This window comes from Streptomyces sp. NPDC049627 (assembly GCF_044465645.1).
Lineage (GTDB): Bacteria > Actinomycetota > Actinomycetes > Streptomycetales > Streptomycetaceae > Streptomyces.
The window spans coordinates 242,629-267,953 of record NZ_JBITLW010000009.1; the positions used below are offsets into that span (position 1 = coordinate 242,629).

The following is a 25,325-nucleotide window of genomic DNA, read 5'->3' on the forward strand; positions in this document are numbered from 1 at the left end:
GCCAGTTCCTCACACGGAGGTGGGTAGGTCTCAGGTGGGCGATATGCGCCGGGCCAGCCGCCGCGCGAGGGGATGGACGACACCGAGCGCCGCGGCAACGACGGGCGCCCCACCGCGCGCGGTCAACGCCGCCTGAAGGGGCATCAGCCCGAGAATTCCGGCGCCGACGGCACGTCGTACGTTCTCCCCCGAGGGCTCGCGGAGGGCACGGACCTGGGCGGTGCCGTAGGTGCCGAGGTAGGCGACAGCACCGGCGACGGTGACGGCGGTACGGAACTTTCCGGAGGGGGTGATGCGGAGCATTGCGGAGGGAGCGGTGCGGAGCATTGCGGAGGGAGCGGTGCGGAGCATTGCGGAGGGGATGGTGCGGAGCATTGCGGAGGGGATGGTGCGGAGCATTGCGGAGGGGATGGTGCGGAGCATTGCGGAGGGGGTGGTGCCGAGGTTTCCGGAGGGCGTGATGCGGGGCTTCCTGAGGGGGGCGGCGCCGGCAACGCCCCTAAGGGGCGCGGGGAACTGCGCGACCAGCCACGACGGCGCAGCGGCCGCCCGACGAGGCGGCGCGGCACTTCCTGAGGCGTCTCGGGCAACCGGAACGGCGGCCGTCGCAATCGCCGTCGCCGTAGACACGGCCAAAGTCGCCGCAGGCACCCGCACCGGCGCCCCACCGACCTCGTGCCGACTGAGAGCCATCAACGTCCCGGTATGCACACCGACCAGCGCAGCAGGCACAACGGCACGCCGCACCGCACCGCCGACCGACCCGGCGCCCCCGCCGGAGGCCACCGCTCCGGCCAGAACGTCCAGCGTGCGAGCCCCCGCCATCGCGACCGCACCCGCAGGCGTGTCCTTGAGCTTGAGGTCGTACGCCCAGATCAGTCCCGCCAGCGGAACCGCTCCGAGAAGACTCCGGCGCCCACCCGCAGCCGCGGCCAGACCGAGCCCCGCCGCAGTGAGCCCCCCGGCCACGGCGAGCGCGGTACGCCGGGGAACGCGCCCCGACGGCACAGGTCGTTCCGGCCGCTCGACGGAGTCCACCGCGGCGTCGGCGTAGTCGTTGAGGGCCATACCGGCCCAGTAGAGGCACACGGAGGAACCGATCACTCCGATGGTGCGGGCGCCCAGCGGGCGTCCGGCGGCGGCCGCTCCCGCGATCACGTCACCGGGAACACTCAGCGCGGCCGGTGCCCTGACGAGCAGGGCGAGGTCGGTGAGGCGCACGGCAGACCGGGATCCGAAGCGGGCAACCGCTTTCCGATCTTTCATGGCCGCACCTTACTCGCGGCCGTTAAACGTTCAGGTACCTACCCCCCGGTAAGAGAAGTGACAAAGAAGACACGGCTTTCCCTTACCGTGAGCCACCAACTACCGGTAAACGTGGGTCATTTGAGCAAACTCACGGCGCCTGCCGGAGCCTCCGCCACACCGCCTTGGCCGCGTTGTGCCCCGACATGCCGTGCACGCCCGGTCCGGGCGGAGTCGCCGACGAGCAGATGAAGACCGCCGGGTGCGGGGTGCGGTAGGGGAAGAGCGACAGCCTTGGCCGCAGCAGGAGTTGGAGGCCGGAGGCCGCGCCGGAGGCGATGTCCCCGCCGACGTAGTTGGCGTTGCGGGCGGCGAGTTCGGCGGGGCCGGCCGTGGCGCGGGCGAGGACGCGGTCGCGGAACCCCGGGGCGAAGCGCTCCAGTTGGCGCTCGATGGCGTCCGTGAGGTCTCCGGTCCAGCCGTTCGGCACATGACCGTACGCCCAGAAGACCTGCTTGCCCTCGGGGGCCCGGGTGGGGTCGACGACGCTCGGCTGCACCGTGATCATGAACGGTTTGTCGGGCGCCCGGCCCTCTCGGGACGCGGCCCGCAGTGCCGTGCCGATCTCCGCGCTGTCCGCGCCGATCTGCACGGTGCCGGCCCGCCGGGCCTGAGGAGCGGTCCACGGCACCGGGCCGTCCAGTGCGTAGTCGATCTTGAACGCGGCGGGGCCGTAACGGTAACCCTCGTAGTACCGGCCGAAGCCCGCGATGCGGGCCAGGGCGGTGGGTGAGGTGTCGAAGACGTACGCGCGCGCGGGCGGCAGGTCGTCGAGCCGCTTGACCTCGTAGTCGGTGTGGACGGTGCCGCCGAGGTCTTCCAGATACGCGGTGAGCGCGTCGGAGATCGACTGGGAGCCGCCCCGGGCCACGGGCCAGCCGCGCGCGTGGGCGGAGAGCGCGAAGACCAGGCCGATGGCGCCGGTGGCGAAGCCGCCGAGCGGCGCCATCACGTGCGCGACGAGGCCGGAGAACAAAGTCCTCGCCCGCTCGTCCCGGAAGAGGCGCATCAGCCAGGTCGACGGGGGCAGCCCGACGAGCCCGAAGCGGGCGAGGGTGACCGGGTCGCGCGGGAGCGCGGTGAGGGGCAGGGACATGAAGTCACGGGCCAGCGTGTCCCATTTCGCCAGGAACGGCTCGACCAGTCGGCGGTACGTCCCCGCGTCGCGCGGGCCGAAGGAGGCGGCGGTCTCGGCGACGGACCGGGACAGCACGGCGGCCGTGCCGTCGGTGAAGGGGTGCGCCATGGGCAGGTCCGCGTGCAGCCACTGAAGGCCGTAGCGGTCGAGCGGCATGGTCCGGAACACGGGCGAGTTGATGCCGAGCGGGTGCGCGGCGGAGCACGGGTCGTGCCGGAAGCCCGGCAGGGTGAGCTCCTCCGTGCGGGCACCGCCGCCGACGGTGTCACGCGCCTCGAACACGGCCACGGAGAAGCCGCGGCGGGCCAGCTCCACGGCAGCGGTCAGTCCGTTCGGTCCCGCACCCACCACGACCGCATCGAGCATCGACGGCACCTTCGGACTCCTTTGTCAGCCGACGGCCATTGAAGGTCAGGATATGCCCGGGTGCTGGAGCATCGCCCAAGAGCTCGGGTCGGTCGGTTGGATCGCGGCTGCGGGTGCGTGGGGGCTTGTCGCGCAGCTCCCCACGCCCCTGGGCAGGCACAGCGTAGGTGGGTCGTCACGCTCCGCCGGACAACAACCCCGCCACCCGCCGAGCCGTCGCCGCATCCCGCGCCGTCGTGAACGGCAGCGCGTTGCCGCCCGTGATGCGGAACGGCTCCCCCGTGCGGGTCAGGTGGGCGCCGCCCGCCTCCTCGACCAGAAGGATGCCCGCCGCATGGTCCCACGCGGCCTCCCAGCTGAACGCTGTGGCGTCCAACTCGCCCCGAGCCACGGCGAGATACTCCAGCCCGGCCGAGCCGCACGCGCGCGGCGCAACGCCGTCGGTCCACAGCCCCGTCAGGGCCCGCTTCTGCTCGTCGGTCGTGTAGTCCGGGTGGGAGGTGGCGACTTCGAGGTCCCGGCCGGGTTCCGGGGATCCGGAGTGCAGCCGCTCGCCGTCGAGGAAAGCGCCCTGGCCCCGTATCGCCGTGGCCAGTTGGTCGCGGGCCGGGGCGTACGTCCAGGAGGCGAGCAGGACGCCGCGCCGGGCGAGGGCGACCAGCGTGCAGAAGCCGTCGTCTCCGTGCACGAACTGGCGGGTGCCGTCGACGGGGTCGATGATCCAGACGGGCGCGTCGCCCTGTAGCGCGTCGTACGTCACCGGGTTGGCGTGCACCGCCTCCTCGCCGACCACGACCGAGCCGGGCAGGAGCTCGCCGAGTACCTCGGTGAGGTACTGCTCGGCGAGCCGGTCGGCGTCCGTCACCAGGTCGTGCGGTCCGCTCTTCTGGACGATCTCGTGCGCGGCGAGCTGCCGGAAGCGCGGCATGATCTCGGCCGCGGCGGCCTTGCGGACCGCTTCCTCCACGTCGACCGAGCGCTGTGCGAGAAACTCTTCGATGGTTTCGTTGTATCCGATCACCCCTCAATGAGAGCACGCCGCACTGACAAACCCGGCCCGCACGGTGGACGGGGGATGGCATCGGCGTGAACACCAGGGGCCTGCATCGGCGGCGAACCGGCAGGTCAGAGGGGCATCCGGCCGGTCAGGGGCGCACCCGGCCGGCCGCCGCCGTCCTCGCCGCTCTCAGCGCCCGACCGCGTACCCCTGCATTCCCCGCGGGTTCGCCGCCGCGGACAGCACACCGGTCTGCGGGTCCCTCGCGACCGCGCACAGCCGGCCCTCCGACCAGGCGTCACCGACCGTCACCTCATGACCGCGCCGCCGCAGCTCCTCGACGACGCCGGCGTCCGTCCGGGACTCCACGGTGACGCTTCCCGGTCGCATCCCGCGCGGGTAGAAGGAACCGGGGAAGCTGTCGTTGTGCCAGTTCGGGGCGTCGATCGCGCCCTGGAGGTCGAGGCCGCCGCGGACCCGGTCGCGCAGCGCCACGGCCAGGAAGAAGTGCAGCTGCCACTGGTCCTGCTGGTCCCCGCCGGGCGTGCCGAAGGCCATGACGGGCACTCCGTCGCGCAGGGCGATGGAGGGCGTGAGGGTGGTGCGGGGGCGGCGGCCCGGCGTCAGCGAGTTCGGCAGGCCCTCCTCCAGCCAGGTCATCTGCAGCCGGGTGCCGAGCGGGAAGCCCAGTTCGGGCACGACGGGGTTGGACTGCAGCCAGCCGCCGCTGGGGGTGGCCGCGATCATGTTGCCCCAGCGGTCGACGACGTCCAGGTGGCAGGTGTCGCCACGGGTGCCCCCGTCGGCGGCGACGTCGGGCTCGCCCGGCACCGGGGAGGTCGGCCGCTTGGCCACCGTCGGTTCGCCGACGCCCAGTACGTCGAAGCCGGGCTCGTCGGAGGCCACCACGCGCGCGTGCCTGCACAACCGCGGGGCGCGTCCGCCCGGGCTGCCGGGTCGCAGTTCGTGGGAGGCCTTCTCGCCGACCAGCTCGCGCCGGGCCGCGTTGTACCGCTCCGACAGCAGCTCGGTGAGCGGCACCTCGGCCGCATCCCCGTACCAGGCCTCCCGGTCGGCCATGGCCAGCTTGCAGCCCTCGATCAGCAGATGGACGTACTCGGCGGACCCGTACCGGGGCAGCTCGGGCGGGAGCAGCGCGAGCTGCTGGAGGAGGACCGGGCCCTGGCTCCAGGGACCGGCCTTGCACACGGTCCAGCCGTTCCAGTCGTACGTCGCCGGTGCCTCGTAGGTCGCTGACCAGCCGGCGAGGTCGGCGGCCGTGAGCGTGCCGGAGTGCCGCTCACCGCTGGTGTCCATGGTGGGCCGCCCGGCCTGCCGTACCAGCGCCTCGGCGATGAAGCCGCTGCGCCACACCTCCCGCGCCGCCTCGATCTGCGCGACCCGGTCGCCGGTTCCGGCGACCTCGTCGAGCAGCCGCTTCCAGGTGGCGGCGAGAGCGGGATTGCGCAGCAGCTCCCCGGGCTGCGGCGCCTTGCCGCCCGGCAGGTACACCTCCGCCGACGACGTCCACTCCGTCTCGAACAGCTCCCGCACGGTCTCGACGGTCTCGCCGACGCGCTCCACGGGCGCGTGCCCGTGTTCGGCGTACCCGATGGCGTACTTCAGGACGTCGGCGAGGGGCTTGGTGCCGTGGTCGCGCAGGAGCAGCATCCAGGCGTCGAAGGCGCCGGGGACGGCGGCGGCGAGCGGCCCGGTCCCGGGGACGAGCTCCAGGCCGAGCTCCCTGTAGTGCGCGACCGTCGCCCCGGCCGGTGCGACGCCCTGCCCGCACAGCACCCGCACCTCGCCGCCCGCGGGCGCGAGCAGGATCGGCACCTCCCCGGCGGGACCGTTGAGGTGCGGCTCGACGACGTGCAGCACGAAGGCCCCCGCCACGGCCGCGTCGTAGGCGTTGCCGCCGTCCTCCAGCACGGCCATCGCCGACTGGGAGGCCAGCCAGTGCGTGGAGGACACCATGCCGAAGGTGCCCTGGAGGGTGGGTCGGGTGGTGAACACGGGCGGACTCCTCACTCGACGGCAGCCGATCTTGCGATCGTACGCACTTACGGCAACCGTCTGCCCGCGGTCAGCAGATGCCCACTGGTACCGAGGAGACTCGGCTCGGACTCGATGTGCCGGCACGCCGCCAGCACGGCTTCGCGGCGCTCAGGGTCGTCCAGCCAGTCCTCGACACCGCCCATGAGCCAGGCGACACCCTCCACGCCGTACTGGCCCTCGACGGTGAGTCCGGCGTCGGTGAACTCCGTCGGGACTTCGTCGGGTTGGGCGAAGTGGGCGACGGTGAAGAAGCCGTCCTCCTGGTAGGGATGGCTGCCGTCGCCCGCCAGGACGGCGTCGGTCCGCTCGCGGTGCCGCGGGATGAAGTAGCGCTCCTCGCGGAGCAGGTCGTGCAGCTGCGCGAAGCGGTTGATGGTGGCCGCGACCACCAGCCCGCCCGGCCGGACCGCCCGGTGCGCCTCGGCCAACGCCCGCACCCGGTCGGCCCGTTCGGGGAGGTGGTACAGCGGGCCCAGCATCATCACCACGTCGTACGCGGCATCGGAGGCGGGCAGCTCGCGCGCGTCCCCGGCACGGGCGGTGACGCCGGGAATCCGGGCGGCCTGCTCGACGTGGAGCGGCACCGGATCGACGAGCTCCACCTCGTACCCGTCCTCCGCGAGCCACTCCGCATGCACGCCGCTACCTCCTCCGACGTCCAGCACGCGGCCGGGCGCCGCGGGCAGCAACCGCCGCAGCACGTCCTGCGTACGCCAGAACTCCAGCCGCCCGGCCGGGGCCCCGCCCTCTCTGAGCCGGGCGTCCTCCTTGCCCTGCGCGTAGTAGGCGAGGATCTCCCCACGCACGGCGGGCCGCGTCTCGTCCGTCGTCTCGGTCATCGCCTCAGGGTGCTGATCGCCGTCCGCCGGGCGCAACGGGTTATGCCCCGCGGGCCGTCACCAGCCCCGACTCGTAGGCGAACACCACCAGCTGCGCCCGATCCCGCGCCCCCAGCTTCGTCATCGCCCTGCTGATGTGCGTCTTCGCCGTGAACGGGCTGATCACCATGTGCTCGGCGATCTCCTCGTTGGTCAGGCCCCGCGCCGCCAGCGCCGTCACCTCGCGTTCGCGGCGCGTCAGGCACTCCAGGCCGGGTGGGGTGGCGCGGTCGGGTGGCCGGGAAACGAACTCGCCGATCAGGGTGCGGGTGACCGACGGGGACAGCAGTGCCTCCCCGCGTGCCACCACCTCGATCGCCTGGAGCAGGTCGGCCGGTTCGGTGTCCTTCAGGAGGAAGCCGCTCGCCCCGGCGCGCAGGGCCTCGAAGACGTACTCGTCGTGGCCGTAGTTCGTCAGGATCACCACGCGGACGGCTGCCAGCGCCGGGTCCGCGGCGATGCGCCGGGTCGCCTCGATGCCTGTCATCACGGGCATCTGTACGTCGATCAGCGCGATGTCGGGAACCCGGGCGCGGATCAGCTCCAGACCCCGCTCACCGTCCGCCGCCTCGCCGACCACCTCGATGCCGTCCTCGGCGTCCAGCAGCGCCCGGAAGCCCGCCCGCATCAGCGCCTGGTCGTCGACGAGCGCCACCCTGATCACGCCGTCCGGCATCCCGTCCGTCACCCCGCCTCCCCCAGCGGCAGCCGCGCCCGCACTGCGAACCCGCCCTCCGCGCGCGGGGCGGCGTCCAGGGTGCCGCCGAGGGCCGTGACGCGTTCGCGCATGCCGGTCAGACCGATGCCGGGGGTGGGCGGGCTGGACGGGTCGGCGGTGCCGTCGTCCTCGACCGATATCAGCAACTCGCCCTCAGCATAGGTCAGTTGAACGACCACCTTCGCCGGTCCCGCATGCCGCGCCGCGTTCGTCAAGGCCTCCTGGACGATCCGGTACGCCGCCCGCTCGACCGTCGCCGGCAGCGGCCGCTCCTCCCCCGTCACCGTCAGCTCGACCGCGAGCCCGGCCGCCCTCGCCCGCTCCACGAGCAGCGCCGGGGTGCCGGTCGGCTCGTCCGTGCGCAGCACCTCCAGCGTGGCGCGCAGCTCGCGCATCGCCTCGCCGCTCGCCTCCTGGATGGCGAGCAGTGCGGGCGGTACCTCATCGCCCCGCTTGCGGGCCAGGTGCACGGCGACGCCCGCCTGGAGCTTGACGATCGAGATGCTGTGGGTGAGGGAGTCGTGCAACTCGCGGGCGATACGCAGGCGTTCCTCGCCCGCCCGGCGCAACGCCGCTTCCTCCCGGGTGCGTTCGGCCTCCAGGGCGCGCTGTTCGGTCTGGCGCAGATACGCCTGCCAGTTGCTGTCGGCCAGCCCCGTGACGACCGCGCACAGGAACCAGCCGGCGAGCAGCAGCGCCTCACGCGCGACCTCCGCGCTCGCCGAGCCCGCCGCGACATATCCCCCGAGGAAGACGGCGGCGGCCGCCGCGGCCGTGCCCCGGTGTCCGCTCCGCCCCGCCGTGTGCACCGCGCCCACGACGGGGAGGGCCATGATGGTCGACGGCCCCGCGACGCCGACTTCGGCGAGCAGGCCGACCGTGGTGACCGCGAGCACGACGCGCGGAGCCGTGCGGTGCGCCGCCAGGGCCAGCGACCCGATCGCGATCAGCGCGAGGTCGACGGGCCCGTCACGGCCGTTGCCCAGGGCGACGAGCACGACGATCGCGCCGACCACGACCGCCACGGCCGCGTCGACGAGCCGCTCGCGTGTGATCCGGCTCCCGCTCATGCCCGCACAGTAGACCGCCCCACCGACAGCGGCGTCACCCCTGTGGACGGCTCCCGGACTACTCCCCACGCAGTAGTGCCGGGCACCGCCCCGCCCGGGCGTCGCAGCCCCAACTGCCTTCGGCGGTACGACGACCCGGACCGCCCCGTAGGCGCACGCTGCTGCCCATGACCACACCCTTCCGTTACACCGAACCCCTCCCGCCCAGGTCTGCCGCCGGCACCGTCGCCGAGGTGTACGCGCAGATCGCCCTCGACTTCGGCATCGCCGCACCCTCGACCTTCGTCGTCCTGTCCTCGGCGCCCGAACTCCTCGCCCCCACCTGGGCGTTGATGCGCGAGTCGCTCATCGCCGGACCGGGCGGCCGCACCGGGAAGGAGCTGGTGGCCCTCGGGGTGTCGCTCGCCAACAAGTGCCCGTTCTGCGTGGACGCGCACACCGTGCTGCTGCACGCCACCGGCGACCATGCGCTGGCGGAGCGGCTGGCGCGCGGAGAGGCCCCGCACAACGAGGACCACGCGCGCGTGCTCGCCTGGGGACAGCACACGCGCGTGCCCGGCGCCACCCTGGTGCCGTACCCCTTCCCCCGTGCGCACGCCCCCGCCTACCTCGGCACCGCGCTCACCTTCCATTTCATCAACCGGATCGCGTCGGCCCTGCTGACCGAGAACCTGCTCCCGGCGGGCGCCCAGCGGTTCCGGGCGGTACGCAGCCTCGCGGGCCGCTCGCTCGCCCGGACCGTACGCCGCCCCGCCCGGCCCGGCCGGTCACTCGCCCTGCTGGAGACCATCGACCCCGGCGAGGCGCCCGCGTGGGCGGCCGGCACACCCGTCGGTCTCGCGTACGCGGCGTTGCTCAGGACCGCCATGAGGGGCGCGGGCCTCCTCGGTGCCGACGACCACGACGTCCTGGAGGCGGCCCTGCAGGACTGGGACGGCACCCATCCGCCGCTCGCGCTGGACGGCTTCCCGGACCGACGGGAGCGTCCGGGGGCGCGCCTCACGCTGCTGGCCGCACTCGCGCCGTACCGCATCACCGACGAGGACGTGGCGGCGTGGCGCAGGCCGGAGCACACCGACCACTGTTTGGTGCGCCTCGTCGCATACGGCGCCTTTCTCGCCGTGGACCGAATCGAAAGCACTATCTCCGCCCAAATCATCCAGGAAGCCCTGTAACTCCCCCAGGTCGCCCCGTCATTGCGGCCCGTCCGTAATGGCGTCAGCACGGAGCGAGTTGGCACTTCCGCCTCACAGTCAGTCATGTGACACTGTCGTCCCGTCCGCAGTGCGGACTCCCTCCGCACCGTCCCCCACGAAAAGTGCGCCGTGCGTTCTCTGCCTCTGCCGCTCGCCCTCACCGCGCGTCTGTCGCCCGTCGTCGTGCTTGCCGCGGCGGGCTGGGCGCTGTCGTCCGGACCCGCCGCGACGCCGGCCGCCGACGACCGGACGGCGACGCAGAAGACCGAGGACGAGTCGCCCACGGCTCCCGCCACGGCGGCGGCGTCGAAGACGTACGCCAGCGCTCCCTCACCGTGCGACAGCCTGGGCTCGAAGACGATAAAGGACCTCGTACCCGGTGCGAAGACGGCCGGCAAGGAGATCCCGTCGACCGACTCGAAGCTGCGCCGCACCTGCTCGTGGAACGCGCTCAAGGGGTACGACTACCGCTGGCTGGACGTGTCCTTCGAGATCACGCAGTCGGACGAGGCCGCGGAGAAGTCCTACAAGGAGCGCATCGCGGCCCGGAGCGGCGGAGGCGATGTCCCCGGGGTCGGGGACGCGGGCTACTCGGTCGTGAACCTCACCACCGAGGACAAGCAGCAGACCCGCGAGGGCGTGGTGATGATCCGCGCGTCCAACGCGCTGATATCCGTCACGTACAGCGGAAGCGACTTCGAGTCGAAGAAGGCGCCCGGCACGGACGAGATCAACAAGGGCGCGATCAAGGCGGCGAAGGAGGCCGCGGCCGCGCTGGAGGACGGCCAGAAGGGCTGACCGTCCTCCGCGGCGGGCGTCAGGCCTCGACGCGTTCCCTGCGGCCGCCCATGAGCACCACGTACAGCACCAGCGAGGCGCCCAGGCCCACCGCCCAGCCGTAGTCGGCGAGCGGCTTGAGGAACGGGATCAGCCCGTCGGCGGGGAACGGTCCGGTCTTCGAACCGTCGGCGCCGACGCCCGAGTACGAACCGCCGACCGCGAGCACGCCGCCGACCAGGAAGGCGACGATGGCCCGCCAGTTCCAGCCGGACGAGTACCAGTACCGGCCGCCGGGCGTGTACAGGTCCGCGAGGTGCAGGACCGTACGCCGCACGATCCAGTAGTCGGCGATCAGGATGCCCGCGACCGTGCCGAGCAGGCCGCCGACCACGCCGAGCCAGGTGAAGATGTAGAACTCCGGCGTGGAGATCAGCTTCCACGGGAAGATCAGGATGCCGACGACACCGGTGATCAGCGCGCCCGTACGGAAGTTGATGAGCTTCGGGGCCAGGTTCGCCAGGTCGTACGCCGGGGAGACCACGTTCGCCGCGATGTTCACGGAGACGGTGGCGACCAGCACGATGACGAGCGCGAAGAGCAGGCCGAAGGCGTTGTCGGTCTTGGCGGCGAGGGCGACCGGGTCCCAGATCGCCTCGCCGTAGACGACCTCGGAACCGGAGGTGACCAGCACGGCGAGGACCGCGAAGAGGGTCATCGTGGTGGGCAGGCCGAGGGACTGGCCCCAGGTCTGGGCCTTCTGGCTGGCGCCGAAGCGCGTGAAGTCAGGGATATTGAGGGACAAAGTCGCCCAAAAGCCGATCATTCCCATGAGGGACGGGAAGAAGACCGGCCAGAAGTCGGCACCCCAGCCCAGCTTCGAGGGCTGGTCGAGCAGTGCGCCGAAGCCGTCCGCCTTGACCGCGATCCAGATCAGCAGCACCAGGGCGCCGACGATCACGAAGGGTGCGGCCCAGTTCTCGAAGTGCCGCAGGAAGTCCATGCCGCGGTAGATGATGGCGATCTGCACGGCCCAGAAGAGCAGGAAGCAGAGCCACAGGGGCCAGGGGTTGCCGGCGATCTTCCCGGCGTTCTCCCAGTGCCCTCCGGTGAGCTTGGAGCCCAGCGCGAAGATGCCGCTGCCGCCGATCCACGTCTGGATGCCGAACCAGCCGCAGGCCACGGCCGCCCGGATCAGCGCCGGGATGTTGGCGCCGCGCAGCCCGAAGGAGGCTCGCGCCAGCACCGGGAACGGAATGCCGTACTTGGGTCCGGCGTGCCCGGTGGCCAGCATCGGCAGCAGCACGATGACGTTGGCCAGGGCGATGGTGAAGACGGCCTGCTTCCAGTCCATGCCGAGGGCGACCAGGCCGGAGGCCAGGGTCCAGCTGGGGATGCAGTGGGCCATGGAGATCCACAGGGCCGCGAAGTTGTACGTCGTCCACTTGCGCTCGGCGACCGGGACGGGCCGCAGGTCCTCGTTGGCGAAGGGGCTGTGGGCGGGGAATGCCTCGGGGGCGAGTTCTATGCGGCCGCCGGCGTGGGCGGTCTGCGATATCGGTGACCCCGTGGGGACTGTTTCGGTCATGAGCAGGCCAATCGACAAGCGGGACGGGATGGATAGGCCGTGCGGGCCTTGGGCCCCTCCCCGGGGGCGGGTGGCGGGGAGGCCTGGACCGCGGGGAGGGAGACAAGGGGTGGGGGGTCGGGTGGAGCGGTGGTGTTGCGGGTCCGGACTCGACGACGACGGTCAGGAGTTGACCGCGGGGATGACCTCCGAGCCGTACGCGTCGATGACGGCTTCCTGCGCGTCGTGCATGTCGTAGACGGCGAACTGGTCGACGCCCAGCTCACGCAGTGCGTGCAGCTTCTCGATGTGCTTCTCGACGGGTCCGATGACGCAGAACCGGTCGACGATCTCGTCGGGCACGAACTGGGTGTCCGGGTTGTCGGCGCGGCCGTGGTGGGAGTAGTCGTAGCCTTCGCGCGCCTTGATGTAGTCGGTGAGTTCGTCCGGTACGGCCGCGGAGTGCTCGCCGTACTTGGCGACCAGGTCGGCGACGTGGTTGCCTACCATCCCGCCGAACCACCGGCACTGCTCGCGCGCGTGGGCGAGCGCCTCGGGCGAGTCGTCCTCGGTGACGTACGCGGGGGCGGCGACGCAGATCTTCACCTCGGACGGGTCGCGGCCGACGGCGACCGCGGCGTCCTTGACGGCCTTGACCATGTACTCGGTCAGGTACAGGTCGGAGAGCTGCAGGATGAACCCGTCGGCCTCCTCGCCGGTCATCTTCAGCGCCTTGGGCCCGTACGCCGCCATCCATACGGGGAGTTCCGCGTCCGGCTTGATCCACGGGAACCTGACGACCGTACCGCCACCGAGGTCGGCCTCGTCACCCCGGCCCAGCGCCCGGATGACCTTCATCGCGTCGCTGATGCGGGCGAGCGTGTTGGGCTTGCGGCCCGCGACGCGCATCGCCGAGTCGCCGCGGCCGATGCCGCACACCGTGCGGTTGCCGAACATGTCGTTGAGGGTGGCGAACGTGGAGGCGGTGACCTCCCAGGTGCGGGTGCCCGGGTTGGTCACCATCGTGCCGACCTTCAGCTTCTGGGTGTTGGCCAGGATCTGGCTGTAGATCACGAACGGTTCCTGCCAGAGCACGGCGGAGTCGAAGGTCCAGCCGTAGGTGAAGCCGTTGCGCTCGGCGCGCTTCATCAGGCTGACGACCTTCGAGGCCGGCGGGTCGGTCTGCAGGACGAGTCCGAAGTCCATGTACTCCGCTCCTAGTTGAGGTACTGACAGGTGGAGCGGGGTGTGTAGACGCCGTGCCCGGCGTGACCGGTGTACTCCCGCTCGGTGATGACGGGTTCGCCGCGCGAGAGGACCGTCTCGACCCGGCCGGTGGTGCGCTTGCCCTCGTACGCCGAGTAGTCGACGTTCATGTGGTGCGTGACCGCGGACATGACCTGCTCGGCCTGCGGGTCGTAGACGACGATGTCGGCGTCCGCGCCCGGCGCGATCGTGCCCTTCTTCGGGTACAGGCCGAACATCCGGGCCGGGGTCGCGCAGGCGATCTCGATCCAGCGGCGGCGCGAGATGTGGCCGTCGACGACGGCCTGGTGGAGCAGGTCCATCCGGTTCTCGACGCCGGGAAGACCGTTGGGGATCTTCGAGAAGTCCCCGCGCCCCAGCTCCTTCTGGCCGACGAAGCAGAAGGGGCAGTGGTCGGTGGAGACGACCTGGAGGTCGTTGGTGCGCAGGCCCTTCCAGAGCTGGGCCTGGTGCTCCTTGGGCCGCAGCGGCGTCGAGCACACGTACTTCGCGCCCTCGAAGTCCGGCTCGGCGAGGTTGTCGGTGGACAGGAACAGGTACTGCGGGCAGGTCTCGCCGAAGACGTTCAGCCCCTCGTCGCGCGCCTTGGCCAGCTCGGCGACTGCCTCCATCGCCGAGACGTGCACGACATACAGGGGGGCGCCCGCGACCTGGGCGAGCCTGATGGCGCGGTGGGTGGCCTCGGCCTCCAGCAGCGCCTTGCGCACCTCCCCGTGGAAGCGGGGGTCGGTCTCGCCGCGCGCCAGCGCCTGCTCGACCAGCACGTCGATCGCGATGCCGTTCTCGGCGTGCATCATGATCAGGCCGCCGTTCTCGGCGGAGCGCTGCATGGCGCGCAGGATCTGGCCGTCGTCGGAGTAGAAGACGCCCGGATAGGCCATGAACTGCTTGAAGGAGGTGACACCTTCCTCCACCAGCAGGTCCATCTCCTTGAGCGTCTCCTGGTTCACATCGGAGACGATCATGTGGAAGCCGTAGTCGATGGCGCAGTTGCCCTCGGCCTTGGCGTGCCAGGCGTCCAGGCCCTCGCGCAGCGAGTGGCCCACGCCCTGCACGGCGAAGTCGACGATCGTGGTGGTGCCGCCCCAGGCGGCGGCCCGGGTGCCGGTCTCGAAGGTGTCGGAGGCGTGCGTGCCGCCGAACGGCAGCTCCATGTGGGTGTGGACGTCGACGCCACCGGGGATGACGTACTTCCCGGTGGCGTCGACGACCCGCTCGGCGGTCCAGGCCTCGGCGGCCGGGGTGCCGGAGGCGGCGAGGGCGGCGATGCGGCCGTCCTCGATCAGCACGTCGGCGTGGATCTCGTCGGACGCGGTGATGACGAGACCACCGCGGATGACGGTACGGCTGCTCATGGTCCCTCTCCTCCCGGAGTGAACGGTTCGGTCAGGGTGCGGTCAGCGGGGGGTATGCGTCGGGACGGCGGTCGCGGTAGAACTGCCAGCGGTCGCGGACCTCCCGCAGCTTGGCCATGTCCAGGTCGCGGACGACCAGTTCGGTCTCCTTGTCGCTCGCCACCTCGCCCACGAACTGGGCCTCCGGGTCGACGAAGTAGGTCGTGCCGTAGAAGTCGTTGTCGCCCAGCTCCTCGACACCGACCCGGTTGATCGCGCCGACGAAGTACTCGTTGGCGACGGCCGCCGCCGGCTGCTCCAGCTGCCACAGGTAGGCGGACAGGCCGCGCGAGGTGGCCGACGGGTTGAAGACGATCTCGGCACCCGCGAGTCCCAGCGCCCGCCAGCCCTCCGGGAAGTGGCGGTCGTAGCAGATGTAGACGCCGATCCTCCCGACCTTGGTGTCGAAGACGGGCCAGCCGAGGTTGCCGGGGCGGAAGTAGAACTTCTCCCAGAATCCCGGGACTTGAGGGATGTGGTGCTTGCGGTACTTGCCGAGGTACGAGCCGTCCGCGTCGATCATGGCCGCGGTGTTGTAGAGGACGCCGGGCTGCTCCTCCTCGTACATCGGGAGGATCAGGACGATGCCCAACTCCTTGGCCAGCGCCTGGAATCGCTTGACGATCGGGCCCTCGGGGATCTGTTCGGCGTACTCGTAGAACGCCTTGTCCTGGACCTGGCAGAAGTACGGCCCGTAGAACAGCTCCTGGAAGCACAGGACCTGGGCACCCTGCGCGGCCGCGTCGCGGGCCGCCTGCTCGTGCACCTGGATCATCGATTCCTTGTCGCCGGTCCAGGCGGTCTGGAAGAGGGCGGCACGGATCACTCTGCTCATCGGGACCTCCGGTCGCTCGGTGTGCAGCGAGAGTAGGAGCGTCGAAGATCCGGTTTGAGTTGCACCGTGTCACGTCTGCGGACGTGCGGCGTGCCACGGTGTCACCCTGTCGTGGACCCATGTTTCACCGCCGTTTTCCCAGGTCGTTGCGTGTTTCAGCCCTGTTGCGCGTCGTGCGCGAGGAGCGCGATGTGCACCGAGGCGGCCTGCTCGAAGTCGTCGAGGTCCACACCGAGCCGGGTCTGTATCGCCTCCAGGCGACGGTAGAGCGCGGGCCGGGACACGTGGTGGAGCTGGGCGGTACGGGACTTGTTGCGGCCTGTGGCGAGGTAGGTGCGCAGCACGGCCAGCAGGGCCCCCGCCTCGTCGTCCCGCCCGCACAGCAGCCCGTCCAGCTCCCGCTCCGCGAACGACTGCACCTGCGGATCGTCCCTCAGCAGCCGGATCAGGCCGCGCAGATGAACGTCCCTCAGGCGTACGACGGCCGGGAGGTCGAGGGCGGCCGAGGAGTCGGTGACGGCATCGGCGACGTGCTGCGCCTCGCGCACCCCGGCGGGTACGTCGTCCCAGGCGGTCCGGGCGTCGGCGGCCGCCACGACGGTCCGGGCGGCCCCCGACTCCGAGCGCACCCGGGCGGCGAAGTTCCCGGTGAGCACGGCGGCGTCCTGGTCCCGGGCGAGGCTGAGCAGCACGGCGGTGGCCCCGTCGGCGAGCTCGGCGACGATCCCGGACAGCCCCAGCATCCGCAGGACGCGCTCCAGTTGGGCCGGTTCGGCGTCCCGCACGACCAGCGGCACGAAGGTGCGCCGGTTGACCGGCAGCCCGGCCGCACGCGCGCGGGGCAGCAGTTGCCGCGCCGGTACGACCCCGCTGACGAGGTCGGTCAGCAGGCTCTGCGCGGACTGTTCCTCCCAGGTGTGCGCGGAGTTGCCGCCGAGCATCCGGTGCAGGACGAGCGCCTCGGCCGCGCGGTCGGCGAGCAGCCGCCCGGTGGCGGTGTCGCCGCGGTACCCGCACAGCACGATCTGCCCCCACCGCTCCCCCCGGCCGCCGAGTTCGGCGCGGATCCAGCCGTCGCCCTCGGTGCCGCCGGCCTGGCGGGCGATGCGCTCCCAGTCGCGCAGCACGTCGTCCACCGCCGGCCGTTCCCCCGCCGTGGCGAGGACGCGGTGGGCGAGGTTGGTGACGACGACGGGGCAGGCGCTGTGCGCGGCGACCTCGTCGAGGAGGCGCTGGAGGGGGGCGTCCGCGGTGATCAGTCCGGTGAGCGCGGTCCGTACGGCCTCCGAGAGGCTGACGGCGGCGAACTTCCGGCGCACCAGCCGGGACTGGACCTCTTCGGTCAGCTCGGCGAAGGGGAAGGGCCGGTGCAGGACGACCATGGGCAGGCCGCACCGCTCGGCCGCCCGGCGCATCACCTCCGGCGGGGCGGGAAACGCCCGGCCGAGGCCCAGGACGACGGCAGCCGCCTCGGCCCGGTGCAGGGAGCGGATGTACTCGGCCTGCTTGTCCTCGTCCCCGGCGAGCAGCACCCCGGTGGTGAGCACCATCTCGCCGCCGCTGAGCATCACCCCGACGTCCGGCGCCTCGGCGACATGCACCCAGCGCACGGGCCGGTCCAGCTGACCGGCACCGGCCACCACCTCGGGCTCCCCGGCGAGCACCCGCTCCAGGGTGAGGACCTGCCGGACCGACAGGGCGGGTTCCAGGGGTTCGACGGGTTCCAGGGGCTCCAGGGTGGTGGTCATGGCGGCGTTCCCTTGCTCAAGTGCCCACGGTGGGTCCGGTCCTGCTAGATGCTCCTCAGAGCGCTCTCGAGGATCGCGGCGCCCTCCTCGGCCTCCGCGACGGTGAGGGACAGGGGCGGGGCGATGCGCAGCGAACTGGTGCTGTGGCCGCCGCCCTTGCCGATGAGGAGGCCGCCGTCGCGGGCCGCTTCCAGCACGGCGGACGCGGCGGCGAGGTCGGCCTCGTCCGTGCCGGGACGGGTGATCTCGATGCCCAGCATCAGGCCCCGGCCGCGCACCTCCCGTACGTGCGGCACGTGCGCCGCGACGGCCCGCAACCGTTCGAGGAGCAGCCCGCCGACGCGCCGGGCGTTGCCCTGGAGGTCGTGTTCCAGCAGGTAGTTGAGGTTGGCGAGGCCGGCCGCCATGGTGATCTGCGTGCCGCCGAAGGTCGAGATGCTGTTGGCGTCCAGGCAGTTCATGATCTCGGCGCGGGCGACGACCCCGCCGATGGACATGCCGTTGCCGATGCCCTTGGCGAAGGTCAGGATGTCCGGCGGCCCGGACCGCCCGTGCGCCTGCCAGCCCCAGAAGTGGTCGCCGGTGCGGCCCCAGCCGGTCTGCACCTCGTCGGCGATCCACAGGATGCCGCGCTCGGCGAGCACCTCACGGAAGGCGGCGTACAGGCCGTCGGGGCCCGAGGTGAAGCCGCCGACGCCCTGGATGGGCTCGGCGATGAGGGCCGCGGGCGGACGGGTGTGGCCGAGGAGGTCCTTCAGGTCGTCGACGCAGGCGGCGATGAAGTCCTCGTCGCTGAGCCGGGCGTACGGCCCACGGGTGCGGACGCCTCCATGGACGTACAGCGTCTGCAGCGGCGACAGCGAGGTCGGCGACCAGCCGCGGTTGCCGGTGATGCCGATCGCGCTGAACGAGCGGCCGTGGTAGCTGTTGCGCATCGCGAGGATCGTGTTGCTCTGCCGGTACGTCGTCGCGAGGAGCAGGGCGGTGTCGTTGGCCTCGGTGCCGGAGGTGGTGAAGAAGACGCGGGCGTCCGGGATGCCGCTCAGCTGGGCGATGCGCTCGGCGAGTTCGACCATGGGCCGGTTGAGGTACAGGGTCGACGAGTGGATGATCCGCCCGGCCTGCTCGCTCACCGCCTTCGTCACCTCGGGCAGCGCGTGCGCGGTCATCGTCGTGAGGATGCCGCCGAAGAAGTCGAGGTAGCGGTTGCCCTCGGCGTCCCAGACGTGGCGGCCCTCGCCGTGGGTGATCTCCAGCGGGTCCTCGTAGTACAGGGCGAGCCAGTCCGGCATGACGGAGCGGTGGCGTCCCAGCAGGTCCTTGGTCACGGCTGTACCAGTCCTTCGTAGGCGTCGGGTCGGCGGTCGCGGTAGAAGGCCCACTGCTGCCGCACTTCTTCGATGAGGTCGAAGTCGAGGTCGCGGACGATCAGCTCCTCGGTCTTGTCGCTCGCCACCTCCCCGACGAACTGCCCGCGGGGGTCGACGAAGTAGCTCGTCCCGTAGAAGTCGTTGTCGCCGTACGGCTCCTGCCCGACCCGGTTGATCGCCGCGACGAAGTACTCGTTGGCGACGGCCGCCGCGGGCTGCTCCAGCTGCCAGAGGTAGGCCGACAGACCGCGTGAGGTGGCCGACGGGTTGTACACCAACTGGGCGCCGTTGAGGCCGAGTTGGCGCCAGCCCTCCGGGAAGTGGCGGTCGTAGCAGATGTAGACGCCGACCTTGCCGACGGCGGTGTCGAAGACGGGCCAGCCGATGTTGCCGGGCTTGAAGTAGTACTTCTCCCAGAAGCCCTTGACCTGCGGAATGTGGTGCTTGCGGTACTTGCCGAGGAAGGTGCCGTCGGCGTCGATCACGGCCGCGGTGTTGTAGTAGAAGCCCGACTGCTCGACCTCGAAGACCGGTACGACGATCACCATGCCGGTGTCGCGGGCGAGCTCCTGCATACGGCGCACGGTCGGCCCGTCGGGGACCGGCTCGGCCCACTGGTAGTGCTCCGGCTCCTGGACCTGGCAGAAGTAGGGAGCGTTGAAGACCTCCTGGAACCCGATGATCTTCGCGCCCTGCCGGGCCGCCTCCCGGGCGTGCTCCTCGTGTTTCGCCACCATGGACTCGGTGTCGCCGGTCCAGGTGGCCTGGACCAGGGCGGCACGTACGACGTTGGCCATGAGCTGCTCCTTCGACGGGACGTCAGAGCCTCTACGCCCGTAGAGGGGGGCCGTAGAGGCTTGAAAGTAAGCCCCCGGAACAGCCTTGCCAAGACCATCGTCGTTAACCCGCTGAGTCGATCACGTTTCACACTCCAGTGGGTGACGGGTGGGGCCGCTGGGACGTGTGCAGCGCTCTGTGGGGAGGTGTCGCACCACTGCGGTGATCACGCCGTGAACCCCGCCACGCGCAGGGCGTGGACGAGATCCCAGTGGCGCTCGTCCGAGACACCCCGGGCGGCCTCCAGCAGAAGCGGTACGAGCGTCTTCGGGTCTGGCGCGGCGCTGCGGGCGGCCTCCTCCGGGGTGCGGACGCGGACGTAGGCGTCGAGCAGTGCGCGGACCTCGCGGTGCCGTCCCTCGCCGGCCAGGCCGACCACGGCCTGCCCGATCTCGTTCGCGGGCCGGGCCACGCCCTGGCGCAGGATCTGCTCCCCGTCGCCGGCCCGGCCCGCCGCGGTCAGGGCGTCGGCGGCGGCGACGAGCCGCTCGGCCGGCAACGAGGCGGCCTCCCACAGCAGGGTCGCCCAGTCGGCACCGAGCCCGGCACGCTCCATCTCGGCCGCGAGCGCCGGGAAGCGGAGGGCGGGCCAGTACGCGGCCTCCACGAGCAGTACGTGCGCCTCGCCGCTGCGGCCCTCGGCGCGCAGTCGCACAATCGTCTCCACGGTCCGGGCGACCTCCCCCCGGTCCGCCGTGTCCATCGGCTCGGCCTGCGGCTCCGCCGGGCTCATGGGCGCCTCGTCGGTGGCCCCGGCGAACCGTGCCCCGCGCGGAGTGCGGCGCCCGGTGGCGGGCTGGGCGGGGAGGGTGGGTGCGGCGGTCGGCGGTACGACGACGGGGGCGGCCTCCTCCTCGACCATCCCGGCGAAGCGTGCGCTGCCTCGGCGGCGCTTGCGCTGCTTGGCGGTGGGGGCGGGGTCGGCCGGTTGAGCCTGCGGGTGGCCGCCGGGGTGCGTGTCGGCGGGAGCTCCGGCCGGGGTCGGCCGGTCGTCGGGGTGTCCCACGGCGGCGTGCTCCGCTTGCGGCCAGTCGAAGGCCGCGGCGGCTCCGGCCGGGGCGGGCCGGTCCCTGTGAAACCCGCTGGGTCGACCCGCACCGGCGTCGGCACCGTGCGCTCCCGCCCACTCGGCTGTTTCAGCGGCGCCTCCCCCGCCGTAGGAACCCGCAGCCCCCTCCGGGCGAGCGTCGCGACGTCCCGCCGCGCGCCACTGGGTTGCCTCGGCTTCCGACTGCTCGTCGCGCTGATGCGGCACGCCCGGGAATCCGCCGCCGTGGGAGCCGGCCTCACGCGGCTGCATACGGTCCGCTCCGGGTCGGGGGCCCTCGAAGCCGACGCCCTGGGGGCCGACGACCTCGGCCCCGGTTCCTCCGAGCCGACCGTGCCTGAGCCGGTCGCCACCGACCTGCTCGCCCCGGAACCCCTCATCCCCGACCTCGTCGCGCCGGACCCCCTCGACCCCGAACCCGACATCCTCGGAGCCGACGGCTTCGGCCCCGGCACCCCCGAGCCGCCCCTGCCGGACCCCGCGCTCCGCGACCGGCTCGCTCCGGAACTCCTCGACCCCGACCTCGTCGCGCCGAAACCCCTGGCCCGCGCCCCGATCGCGCCGGAACCCGTCCCCGCCGCCCCGCTCGCCCCGGAACCCGTCACTCCCGCCCCGCCCATCCAGGCGGAACGAAGCTCCCTCCCCCACCCGGTCCCGCCGTATCGCCTGGCCGTGTTCCCGTGCCATCCGTCGGTCCAGGTCGGTCATCCGGGCCCGGAGTTCGGCGCACCGGGCGGTCGCGCGGTCGTGGTCGTCGCGGGCCCAGGCGAGGTCGAGGCGGATGGTGTCGGCCTGCTCCTGGGTGGTGGCGGAGGCGAGGGCGTGGCCCAGTTCGGCTTGGCGTTCGGCGGCGTACCGCTGTTCGCGGAGCATGACGTCGAGCCGGTCCCCGAGGGCGTCGCGCCCGCCGGGACGGGCGTCGTACGCGGCGAGGGCGGCGGAGTGCAGGGCTCGGGCACGCTCCGTCTCCGGGCCGGCGCCGCCGGGACCGTACTGGGCGGCGAGGTCGTGCAGGAGCGACTCCACCACGTCCCAGGGCGGCACTTCACGTCCGTCGAGGCAGGCCTGCATGCCCTCGGGGTCACGCTGCCAGAACACCCCGCACCAGCCGCCGCCCTGATCCAGGCGCGCCACGAGGCCGTCCAGGTAGTCCACGAACTCCCGTATCCGAGCCGGGAGTTGTTCCACTGACATCGCCCAACTCCCGCCAGACCGGAGTACTCCGGTCCGTTAGGCAACACCAGCCATGTTACGAACGCGCTACGGGAAGTTTTCGGACTGAACGCAGAGTACGCCGCAGCTGCCGGAACGTGACGTGCGAACCCGTCAGGCGACGGCCTCGACGATCGGCGTGCAGCGCCCGGCCAGCTCGTCCATCGACAGCCCGAGGGCCTGCGCGAGCGCGGCCACCGTGAAGAAGGCCGGAGTCGGGGCGCGCCCCGTCTCGATCTTGCGCAGGGTCTCGGCGGAGATGCCGGCGCTCGCGGCGACCTCCGTCATGCTGCGGCCGCCGCGAGCCTCGCGGAGGAACCGGCCGAGCCGCTCGCCGCGTTCGCGCTCTTCGGGGGTGAGGGGGGTGCGCACCATGGCGCCCATTCTAATACCGCCCCCACCCCGGCCCCCCCATTCAAATACCGGTATAGTAATTGGCATGGTGGAGCTGAAGACGGACACGTCGATCGATGAGATGTACGCGGCCGGGCAGGTCGTGGCCCAGGCCCTCACGGCCGCACAGAAGGCCGCTGACGCAGGGGTCTCCCTGTTGGAGCTGGACGAGGTGGCGCGCGAGGTGCTGCGCGCGGCGGGCGCGACCTCCCCCTTCCTCGGCTACCGGCCCTCCTTCGCGCCCGTTCCCTTCCCCGCCGTCATCTGCGCCTCGGTGAACGACGCGATCGTGCACGGCATCCCGACCGGCTACCGTCTGCGCGACGGCGACCTCGTCTCCATCGACTGCGGTGCCGAACTGGACGGCTGGGCGGGCGACTCGGCGATCAGCTTCACGGTCGGCACGCCGCACCCGGCCGACGTCCGCCTGATCGAGACGGCGGAACGGGCACTGGCGGCGGGCATCGGGGCGGCGGTGGTCGGCAACCGCATCGGCGACATCGCGCACGCGATCGGCACGGTGTGCCGGGGGGCCGGGTACGGCATCCCGGACGGTTTCGGCGGGCACGGCATCGGCCGCAAGATGCACGAGGACCCGGGGGTGCCGAACGAGGGCCGTCCCGGCCGGGGCCTTCCACTGCGGCACGGCATGGTCCTCGCCATCGAGCCGATGCTCATCGCAAGCGGCAAGGACGGCTACCACGCGGCGCCGGACGGCTGGACGCTCCGTACGAACGACGGGTCCCGGGCGGCGCACGTGGAGCACACGGTGGCGATCACCGAGGCGGGACCGCGCATTCTCACCGCCCGGTAAGCCCGGTGACCACACCGCCCGCCGGGCCCCGCACCCACCGGACATGGTGCGCGCCGACAGCTGCACAGTGCGCCCCGGCGCCTCCCCTCCCGGTTCTCCTGCACGGCGCGCGCGACCACGATGCGGCCACACGTGGGAACGATTCTTCGCACGCGTGCACGGCAAATCACGACCGGTGCGGCACCTCTTGCCAGGTACGCGTGCGCCGGCGACAGACCAGAGGCATCCGCCTTTTCATACCGTCATACTTTCGCGTCGCTCCTTGCCGCACCCTCACATTTCGCAGCTAGCTGGTGCCGCGCCCCCGCCCCATCCGGGGACGGGGACCACAACCGCAGTGAGGAGAAGTCATGAAGAAGGCATACGAAGCGCCGACGCTCGTCAAGCTCGGTACGTTCCGCAAGGAGACGGGGCTCCTTCAGCGCTCCGGCAACGACCGGCTGATCTTCAGCAAGAACTGACGGGCGACGGCACTGACCCGACGTCATGACTGAACTGCACGAAAGTGCGGGGACGGGCCCCGGCGACGCGCACTTCGCGGTCTTCCCAGACCGTGCGGACGCGGCCGCCGTGGCCCGCTCCTTCTCCCGCCCCGGTAGCCGGACCCTCGCCCATGCGTCGGGCCGGCCCTGGCTGGCCGGCCACTGGCACGACGACGAGATCGTCACCGCGAGCGCCGGCAGTGCCACCCTCGCCGTCATCGGCTGCTGCCCCGTCGAGGCGGACCAACTGCGGCGTACGGCCGCACGGCTGAGGGATCTGGCGGAACTCGACGCGCTCGCCCGTACCCTCCCCGGCAGCTTCCACCTCGTCGCCGCCCTCGACGGGCAGGTCCGGGTGCAGGGCACCGCCTCCGGCCTGCGGCTGGTCTTCCACACGGAGATCGACGGCGTCCGGGTGGCCGCCAGCCGCGCCGACACGCTCGCCGCCGCGCTCGGCCTCGACCCCGATCCGCAGGAGCTGGCCGTCCGGCTGCTGTGGCCCGCCCCCTACCCCCTGTTCGAGACCTCCCTGTGGCGCCCGGTCACCGCCGTGCCCCCGCAGGACGCCGTGATCGTCGCCGCGGACGGGCGCACCGTACGGCACACCCGGTGGTGGACGCCACCGGAGCCGGTGCGGCCGCTCGCCGAGGCGGCGCCCCTGATCCGGACGGCGCTGGAGGAGGCCGTGGGCGCGCGGACCCGGCAGGGCGGCGTGGTGAGCTGCGATCTGTCCGGCGGCCTGGACTCGACCTCCATCTGCTTCCTGGCCGACCGTTCCCCCGCCCACGTGGTGGCCAGTACCTGGCCGGGCCGCGATCCGGCGGACACCGACCTGGAGTGGGCCCAGCGGGCCATGGCGCACCTCCCGGACGTCGAGCACGTCGTGTGGGACGCCGACGCCTCGCCGCTGGTCTACGAGGATCTGCTCGGCATCGACGACCTCCTCGACGAGCCCACCATCGGCGTCATGGACCGCTCCCGGGTCCTGCACCACCTGCCGGGCCTGGCCGCACGCGGCAGCCGGGTGCACCTGACCGGAATCGGCGGCGACCACGTGGCATGGTGCTCCGACGCGTACTACCACCGGCTGCTGCGCACCCGTCCGCTGTTCGCCCTGCGCCAGTTGCGCGGGTACCGGGCGCTGTGGCAGTGGCCCCTGGGCGACACGGCCCGCGCCCTCGCCGACTCCCGGCCGTACGGGAAGTGGCTCGCCGACGGAGCCGGCCGGCTGCGTGGCCCGTTGCCCCCGTCCGTCGCGACGAGTCTCGGCTGGGGCATGGCCCCGCGCCTGTTCGACTGGGTGACCCCCGAGGCCGAGCGGATGGCCCGCCGGGCACTGCTCGACGCGGCGGCCACGGCCTCGCCACTGCATCCGGACCGTGGACTGCACGCCGACCTGGAGCAGATCCGCTCGTGCACCCGCGTCATCCGGCAGTGGGACCGGATGGCGGCGCGCGCGGGCCTGCCGATGGCCTCCCCCTTCTTCGACGACCGCGTCATCGAGGCGTTTCTCGCCGTCCGCCCGAGCGAGCGCGTCACTCCCTGGCAGTACAAGCCCGTCCTGAGCGCCGCGATGCGCTCAGTCGTGCCCGATGACTGCCTGCGGCGGGCCAACAAGGCGACGGCCGCCATGGACGCCGCCAACGGACTGCGCCAACACCGCGGCGACCTGCTGACCCTGTGGGAGGGCTCACGGCTGGAGGCACTGGGCCTGGTGGACGGCGCCGAGCTGCGCCGCCTCGCCCAGCGCCCCACCTCACCGGGCCTGTCCGACGCCATCCTCTACTCCACCATCGCCGCCGAGGTGTGGCTGCGGGGGCTGTCCCACAGCCATGCCCGCACTCCCTGAGAACCCC

At 72.1% G+C, this 25,325-nt stretch carries 21 protein-coding genes; 5 read left to right on the top strand and 16 right to left on the bottom strand.

What is annotated here, in order from left to right:
• Nucleotides 1-30 precede the first annotated feature (30 nt).
• From ACIBU0_RS25430 to ACIBU0_RS25460, 7 genes are all read right to left on the bottom strand, one after another.
• Nucleotides 31-1,266 (bottom strand): SCO3242 family prenyltransferase, encoded by a 1,236-nt coding sequence (locus tag ACIBU0_RS25430; protein ID WP_398822173.1) that lies wholly within the window; start codon nt 1,264-1,266, stop codon nt 31-33.
• A gap of 130 nt (nt 1,267-1,396) precedes the next feature.
• The gene (locus tag ACIBU0_RS25435; RefSeq protein ID WP_398822782.1) at nt 1,397-2,809 is read right to left on the bottom strand and encodes a phytoene desaturase family protein; all 1,413 of its coding nucleotides are present in this window, start codon (nt 2,807-2,809) and stop codon (nt 1,397-1,399) included.
• A gap of 175 nt (nt 2,810-2,984) precedes the next feature.
• On the bottom strand, nt 2,985-3,830 hold the full coding sequence (locus ACIBU0_RS25440; RefSeq protein WP_398822176.1) for an inositol monophosphatase family protein: 846 nt from the start codon (nt 3,828-3,830) through the stop codon (nt 2,985-2,987).
• 165 nt (nt 3,831-3,995) lie between these two features.
• Entirely contained in the window at nt 3,996-5,822 is a 1,827-nt protein-coding gene (locus ACIBU0_RS25445) for a gamma-glutamyltransferase family protein (RefSeq protein ID WP_398822179.1), read from the bottom strand.
• A 47-nt stretch (nt 5,823-5,869) separates the two neighbouring features.
• The gene (locus ACIBU0_RS25450) at nt 5,870-6,703 is read right to left on the bottom strand and encodes a class I SAM-dependent methyltransferase (protein ID WP_398822181.1); all 834 of its coding nucleotides are present in this window, start codon (nt 6,701-6,703) and stop codon (nt 5,870-5,872) included.
• Between the two features lie 40 nt (nt 6,704-6,743).
• Nucleotides 6,744-7,418: a response regulator gene (locus ACIBU0_RS25455; RefSeq protein WP_398822785.1), complete on the bottom strand. Its 675-nt coding sequence runs from the start codon at nt 7,416-7,418 to the stop codon at nt 6,744-6,746.
• Nucleotides 7,419-7,426: 8 nt separating this feature from the next.
• On the bottom strand, nt 7,427-8,530 hold the full coding sequence (locus ACIBU0_RS25460; protein ID WP_398822184.1) for a sensor histidine kinase: 1,104 nt from the start codon (nt 8,528-8,530) through the stop codon (nt 7,427-7,429).
• Between the two features lie 167 nt (nt 8,531-8,697).
• Here ACIBU0_RS25460 and ACIBU0_RS25465 point away from each other — a divergent pair, with 167 nt between their 5' ends.
• Nucleotides 8,698-9,705: a carboxymuconolactone decarboxylase family protein gene (locus ACIBU0_RS25465; protein WP_398822187.1), complete on the top strand. Its 1,008-nt coding sequence runs from the start codon at nt 8,698-8,700 to the stop codon at nt 9,703-9,705.
• 150 nt (nt 9,706-9,855) lie between these two features.
• Nucleotides 9,856-10,524 carry a hypothetical protein gene (locus tag ACIBU0_RS25470; protein ID WP_398822190.1) on the top strand — a complete coding sequence of 223 codons (669 nt, stop codon included), beginning with the start codon at nt 9,856-9,858 and terminating at the stop codon, nt 10,522-10,524.
• Between the two features lie 19 nt (nt 10,525-10,543).
• On the opposite strand, the gene ACIBU0_RS25475 is transcribed toward ACIBU0_RS25470, so the two are convergent.
• The 9 genes from ACIBU0_RS25475 to ACIBU0_RS25515 form a co-directional block, all read right to left on the bottom strand.
• A complete protein-coding gene (locus ACIBU0_RS25475) occupies nt 10,544-12,091 on the bottom strand; it encodes an NCS1 family nucleobase:cation symporter-1 (protein ID WP_398822193.1) in 1,548 nt (515 codons plus the stop codon).
• A 162-nt stretch (nt 12,092-12,253) separates the two neighbouring features.
• A complete protein-coding gene (locus tag ACIBU0_RS25480) occupies nt 12,254-13,276 on the bottom strand; it encodes a TIGR03842 family LLM class F420-dependent oxidoreductase (RefSeq protein WP_398822196.1) in 1,023 nt (340 codons plus the stop codon).
• 11 nt (nt 13,277-13,287) lie between these two features.
• Nucleotides 13,288-14,691, bottom strand: a complete 1,404-nt coding sequence (gene hydA / locus ACIBU0_RS25485) for a dihydropyrimidinase (RefSeq protein ID WP_398822199.1) — start codon at nt 14,689-14,691, stop codon at nt 13,288-13,290.
• A 31-nt stretch (nt 14,692-14,722) separates the two neighbouring features.
• Nucleotides 14,723-15,565 (bottom strand): nitrilase-related carbon-nitrogen hydrolase, encoded by an 843-nt coding sequence (locus ACIBU0_RS25490; protein WP_398822202.1) that lies wholly within the window; start codon nt 15,563-15,565, stop codon nt 14,723-14,725.
• A 155-nt stretch (nt 15,566-15,720) separates the two neighbouring features.
• Entirely contained in the window at nt 15,721-17,313 is a 1,593-nt protein-coding gene (locus ACIBU0_RS25495; RefSeq protein WP_398822205.1) for a PucR family transcriptional regulator, read from the bottom strand.
• A 44-nt stretch (nt 17,314-17,357) separates the two neighbouring features.
• Complete coding sequence (locus ACIBU0_RS25500) at nt 17,358-18,641, bottom strand: aspartate aminotransferase family protein (protein ID WP_398822208.1); 1,284 nt, start codon at nt 18,639-18,641, stop codon at nt 17,358-17,360.
• Complete coding sequence (locus tag ACIBU0_RS25505) at nt 18,638-19,480, bottom strand: nitrilase-related carbon-nitrogen hydrolase (RefSeq protein ID WP_398822211.1); 843 nt, start codon at nt 19,478-19,480, stop codon at nt 18,638-18,640. The genes ACIBU0_RS25500 and ACIBU0_RS25505 overlap by 4 nt, the downstream gene beginning before the upstream one ends.
• Before the next feature lie 206 nt (nt 19,481-19,686).
• The gene (locus ACIBU0_RS25510) at nt 19,687-21,762 is read right to left on the bottom strand and encodes a hypothetical protein (protein WP_398822214.1); all 2,076 of its coding nucleotides are present in this window, start codon (nt 21,760-21,762) and stop codon (nt 19,687-19,689) included.
• A gap of 132 nt (nt 21,763-21,894) precedes the next feature.
• Entirely contained in the window at nt 21,895-22,155 is a 261-nt protein-coding gene (locus tag ACIBU0_RS25515) for a helix-turn-helix domain-containing protein (protein WP_398822217.1), read from the bottom strand.
• A 64-nt stretch (nt 22,156-22,219) separates the two neighbouring features.
• Between ACIBU0_RS25515 and map the strand changes: the two genes are divergently transcribed.
• The 3 genes from map (at nt 22,220) to ACIBU0_RS25530 (ending at nt 25,318) form a co-directional block, all read left to right on the top strand.
• On the top strand, nt 22,220-22,987 hold the full coding sequence (gene map, locus ACIBU0_RS25520; RefSeq protein ID WP_398822220.1) for a type I methionyl aminopeptidase: 768 nt from the start codon (nt 22,220-22,222) through the stop codon (nt 22,985-22,987).
• 350 nt (nt 22,988-23,337) lie between these two features.
• Entirely contained in the window at nt 23,338-23,448 is a 111-nt protein-coding gene (locus ACIBU0_RS25525; protein WP_398822226.1) for a keywimysin-related RiPP, read from the top strand.
• A gap of 25 nt (nt 23,449-23,473) precedes the next feature.
• A complete protein-coding gene (locus ACIBU0_RS25530) occupies nt 23,474-25,318 on the top strand; it encodes a lasso peptide isopeptide bond-forming cyclase (RefSeq protein ID WP_398822229.1) in 1,845 nt (614 codons plus the stop codon).
• Nucleotides 25,319-25,325: the final 7 nt, after the last annotated feature.

Bases quoted from the DNA above. Each gene is read 5' to 3' on its own strand.
- map (WP_398822220.1), top strand. From the start codon at position 22,220: ATGGTGGAGCTGAAGACGGACACGTCGATCGATGAGATGTACGCGGCC.
- hydA (WP_398822199.1), bottom strand. From the start codon at position 14,691: ATGAGCAGCCGTACCGTCATCCGCGGTGGTCTCGTCATCACCGCGTCC.
- ACIBU0_RS25505 (WP_398822211.1), bottom strand. From the start codon at position 19,480: ATGGCCAACGTCGTACGTGCCGCCCTGGTCCAGGCCACCTGGACCGGC.
- ACIBU0_RS25490 (WP_398822202.1), bottom strand. From the start codon at position 15,565: ATGAGCAGAGTGATCCGTGCCGCCCTCTTCCAGACCGCCTGGACCGGC.
- ACIBU0_RS25480 (WP_398822196.1), bottom strand. From the start codon at position 13,276: ATGGACTTCGGACTCGTCCTGCAGACCGACCCGCCGGCCTCGAAGGTC.
- ACIBU0_RS25450 (WP_398822181.1), bottom strand. From the start codon at position 6,703: ATGACCGAGACGACGGACGAGACGCGGCCCGCCGTGCGTGGGGAGATC.
- ACIBU0_RS25460 (WP_398822184.1), bottom strand. From the start codon at position 8,530: ATGAGCGGGAGCCGGATCACACGCGAGCGGCTCGTCGACGCGGCCGTG.
- ACIBU0_RS25465 (WP_398822187.1), top strand. From the start codon at position 8,698: ATGACCACACCCTTCCGTTACACCGAACCCCTCCCGCCCAGGTCTGCC.
- ACIBU0_RS25530 (WP_398822229.1), top strand. From the start codon at position 23,474: ATGACTGAACTGCACGAAAGTGCGGGGACGGGCCCCGGCGACGCGCAC.
- ACIBU0_RS25475 (WP_398822193.1), bottom strand. From the start codon at position 12,091: ATGACCGAAACAGTCCCCACGGGGTCACCGATATCGCAGACCGCCCAC.
- ACIBU0_RS25510 (WP_398822214.1), bottom strand. From the start codon at position 21,762: ATGTCAGTGGAACAACTCCCGGCTCGGATACGGGAGTTCGTGGACTAC.
- ACIBU0_RS25435 (WP_398822782.1), bottom strand. From the start codon at position 2,809: ATGCTCGATGCGGTCGTGGTGGGTGCGGGACCGAACGGACTGACCGCT.
- ACIBU0_RS25525 (WP_398822226.1), top strand. From the start codon at position 23,338: ATGAAGAAGGCATACGAAGCGCCGACGCTCGTCAAGCTCGGTACGTTC.
- ACIBU0_RS25515 (WP_398822217.1), bottom strand. From the start codon at position 22,155: ATGGTGCGCACCCCCCTCACCCCCGAAGAGCGCGAACGCGGCGAGCGG.
- ACIBU0_RS25495 (WP_398822205.1), bottom strand. From the start codon at position 17,313: ATGACCACCACCCTGGAGCCCCTGGAACCCGTCGAACCCCTGGAACCC.
- ACIBU0_RS25455 (WP_398822785.1), bottom strand. From the start codon at position 7,418: ATGCCGGACGGCGTGATCAGGGTGGCGCTCGTCGACGACCAGGCGCTG.
- ACIBU0_RS25430 (WP_398822173.1), bottom strand. From the start codon at position 1,266: ATGAAAGATCGGAAAGCGGTTGCCCGCTTCGGATCCCGGTCTGCCGTG.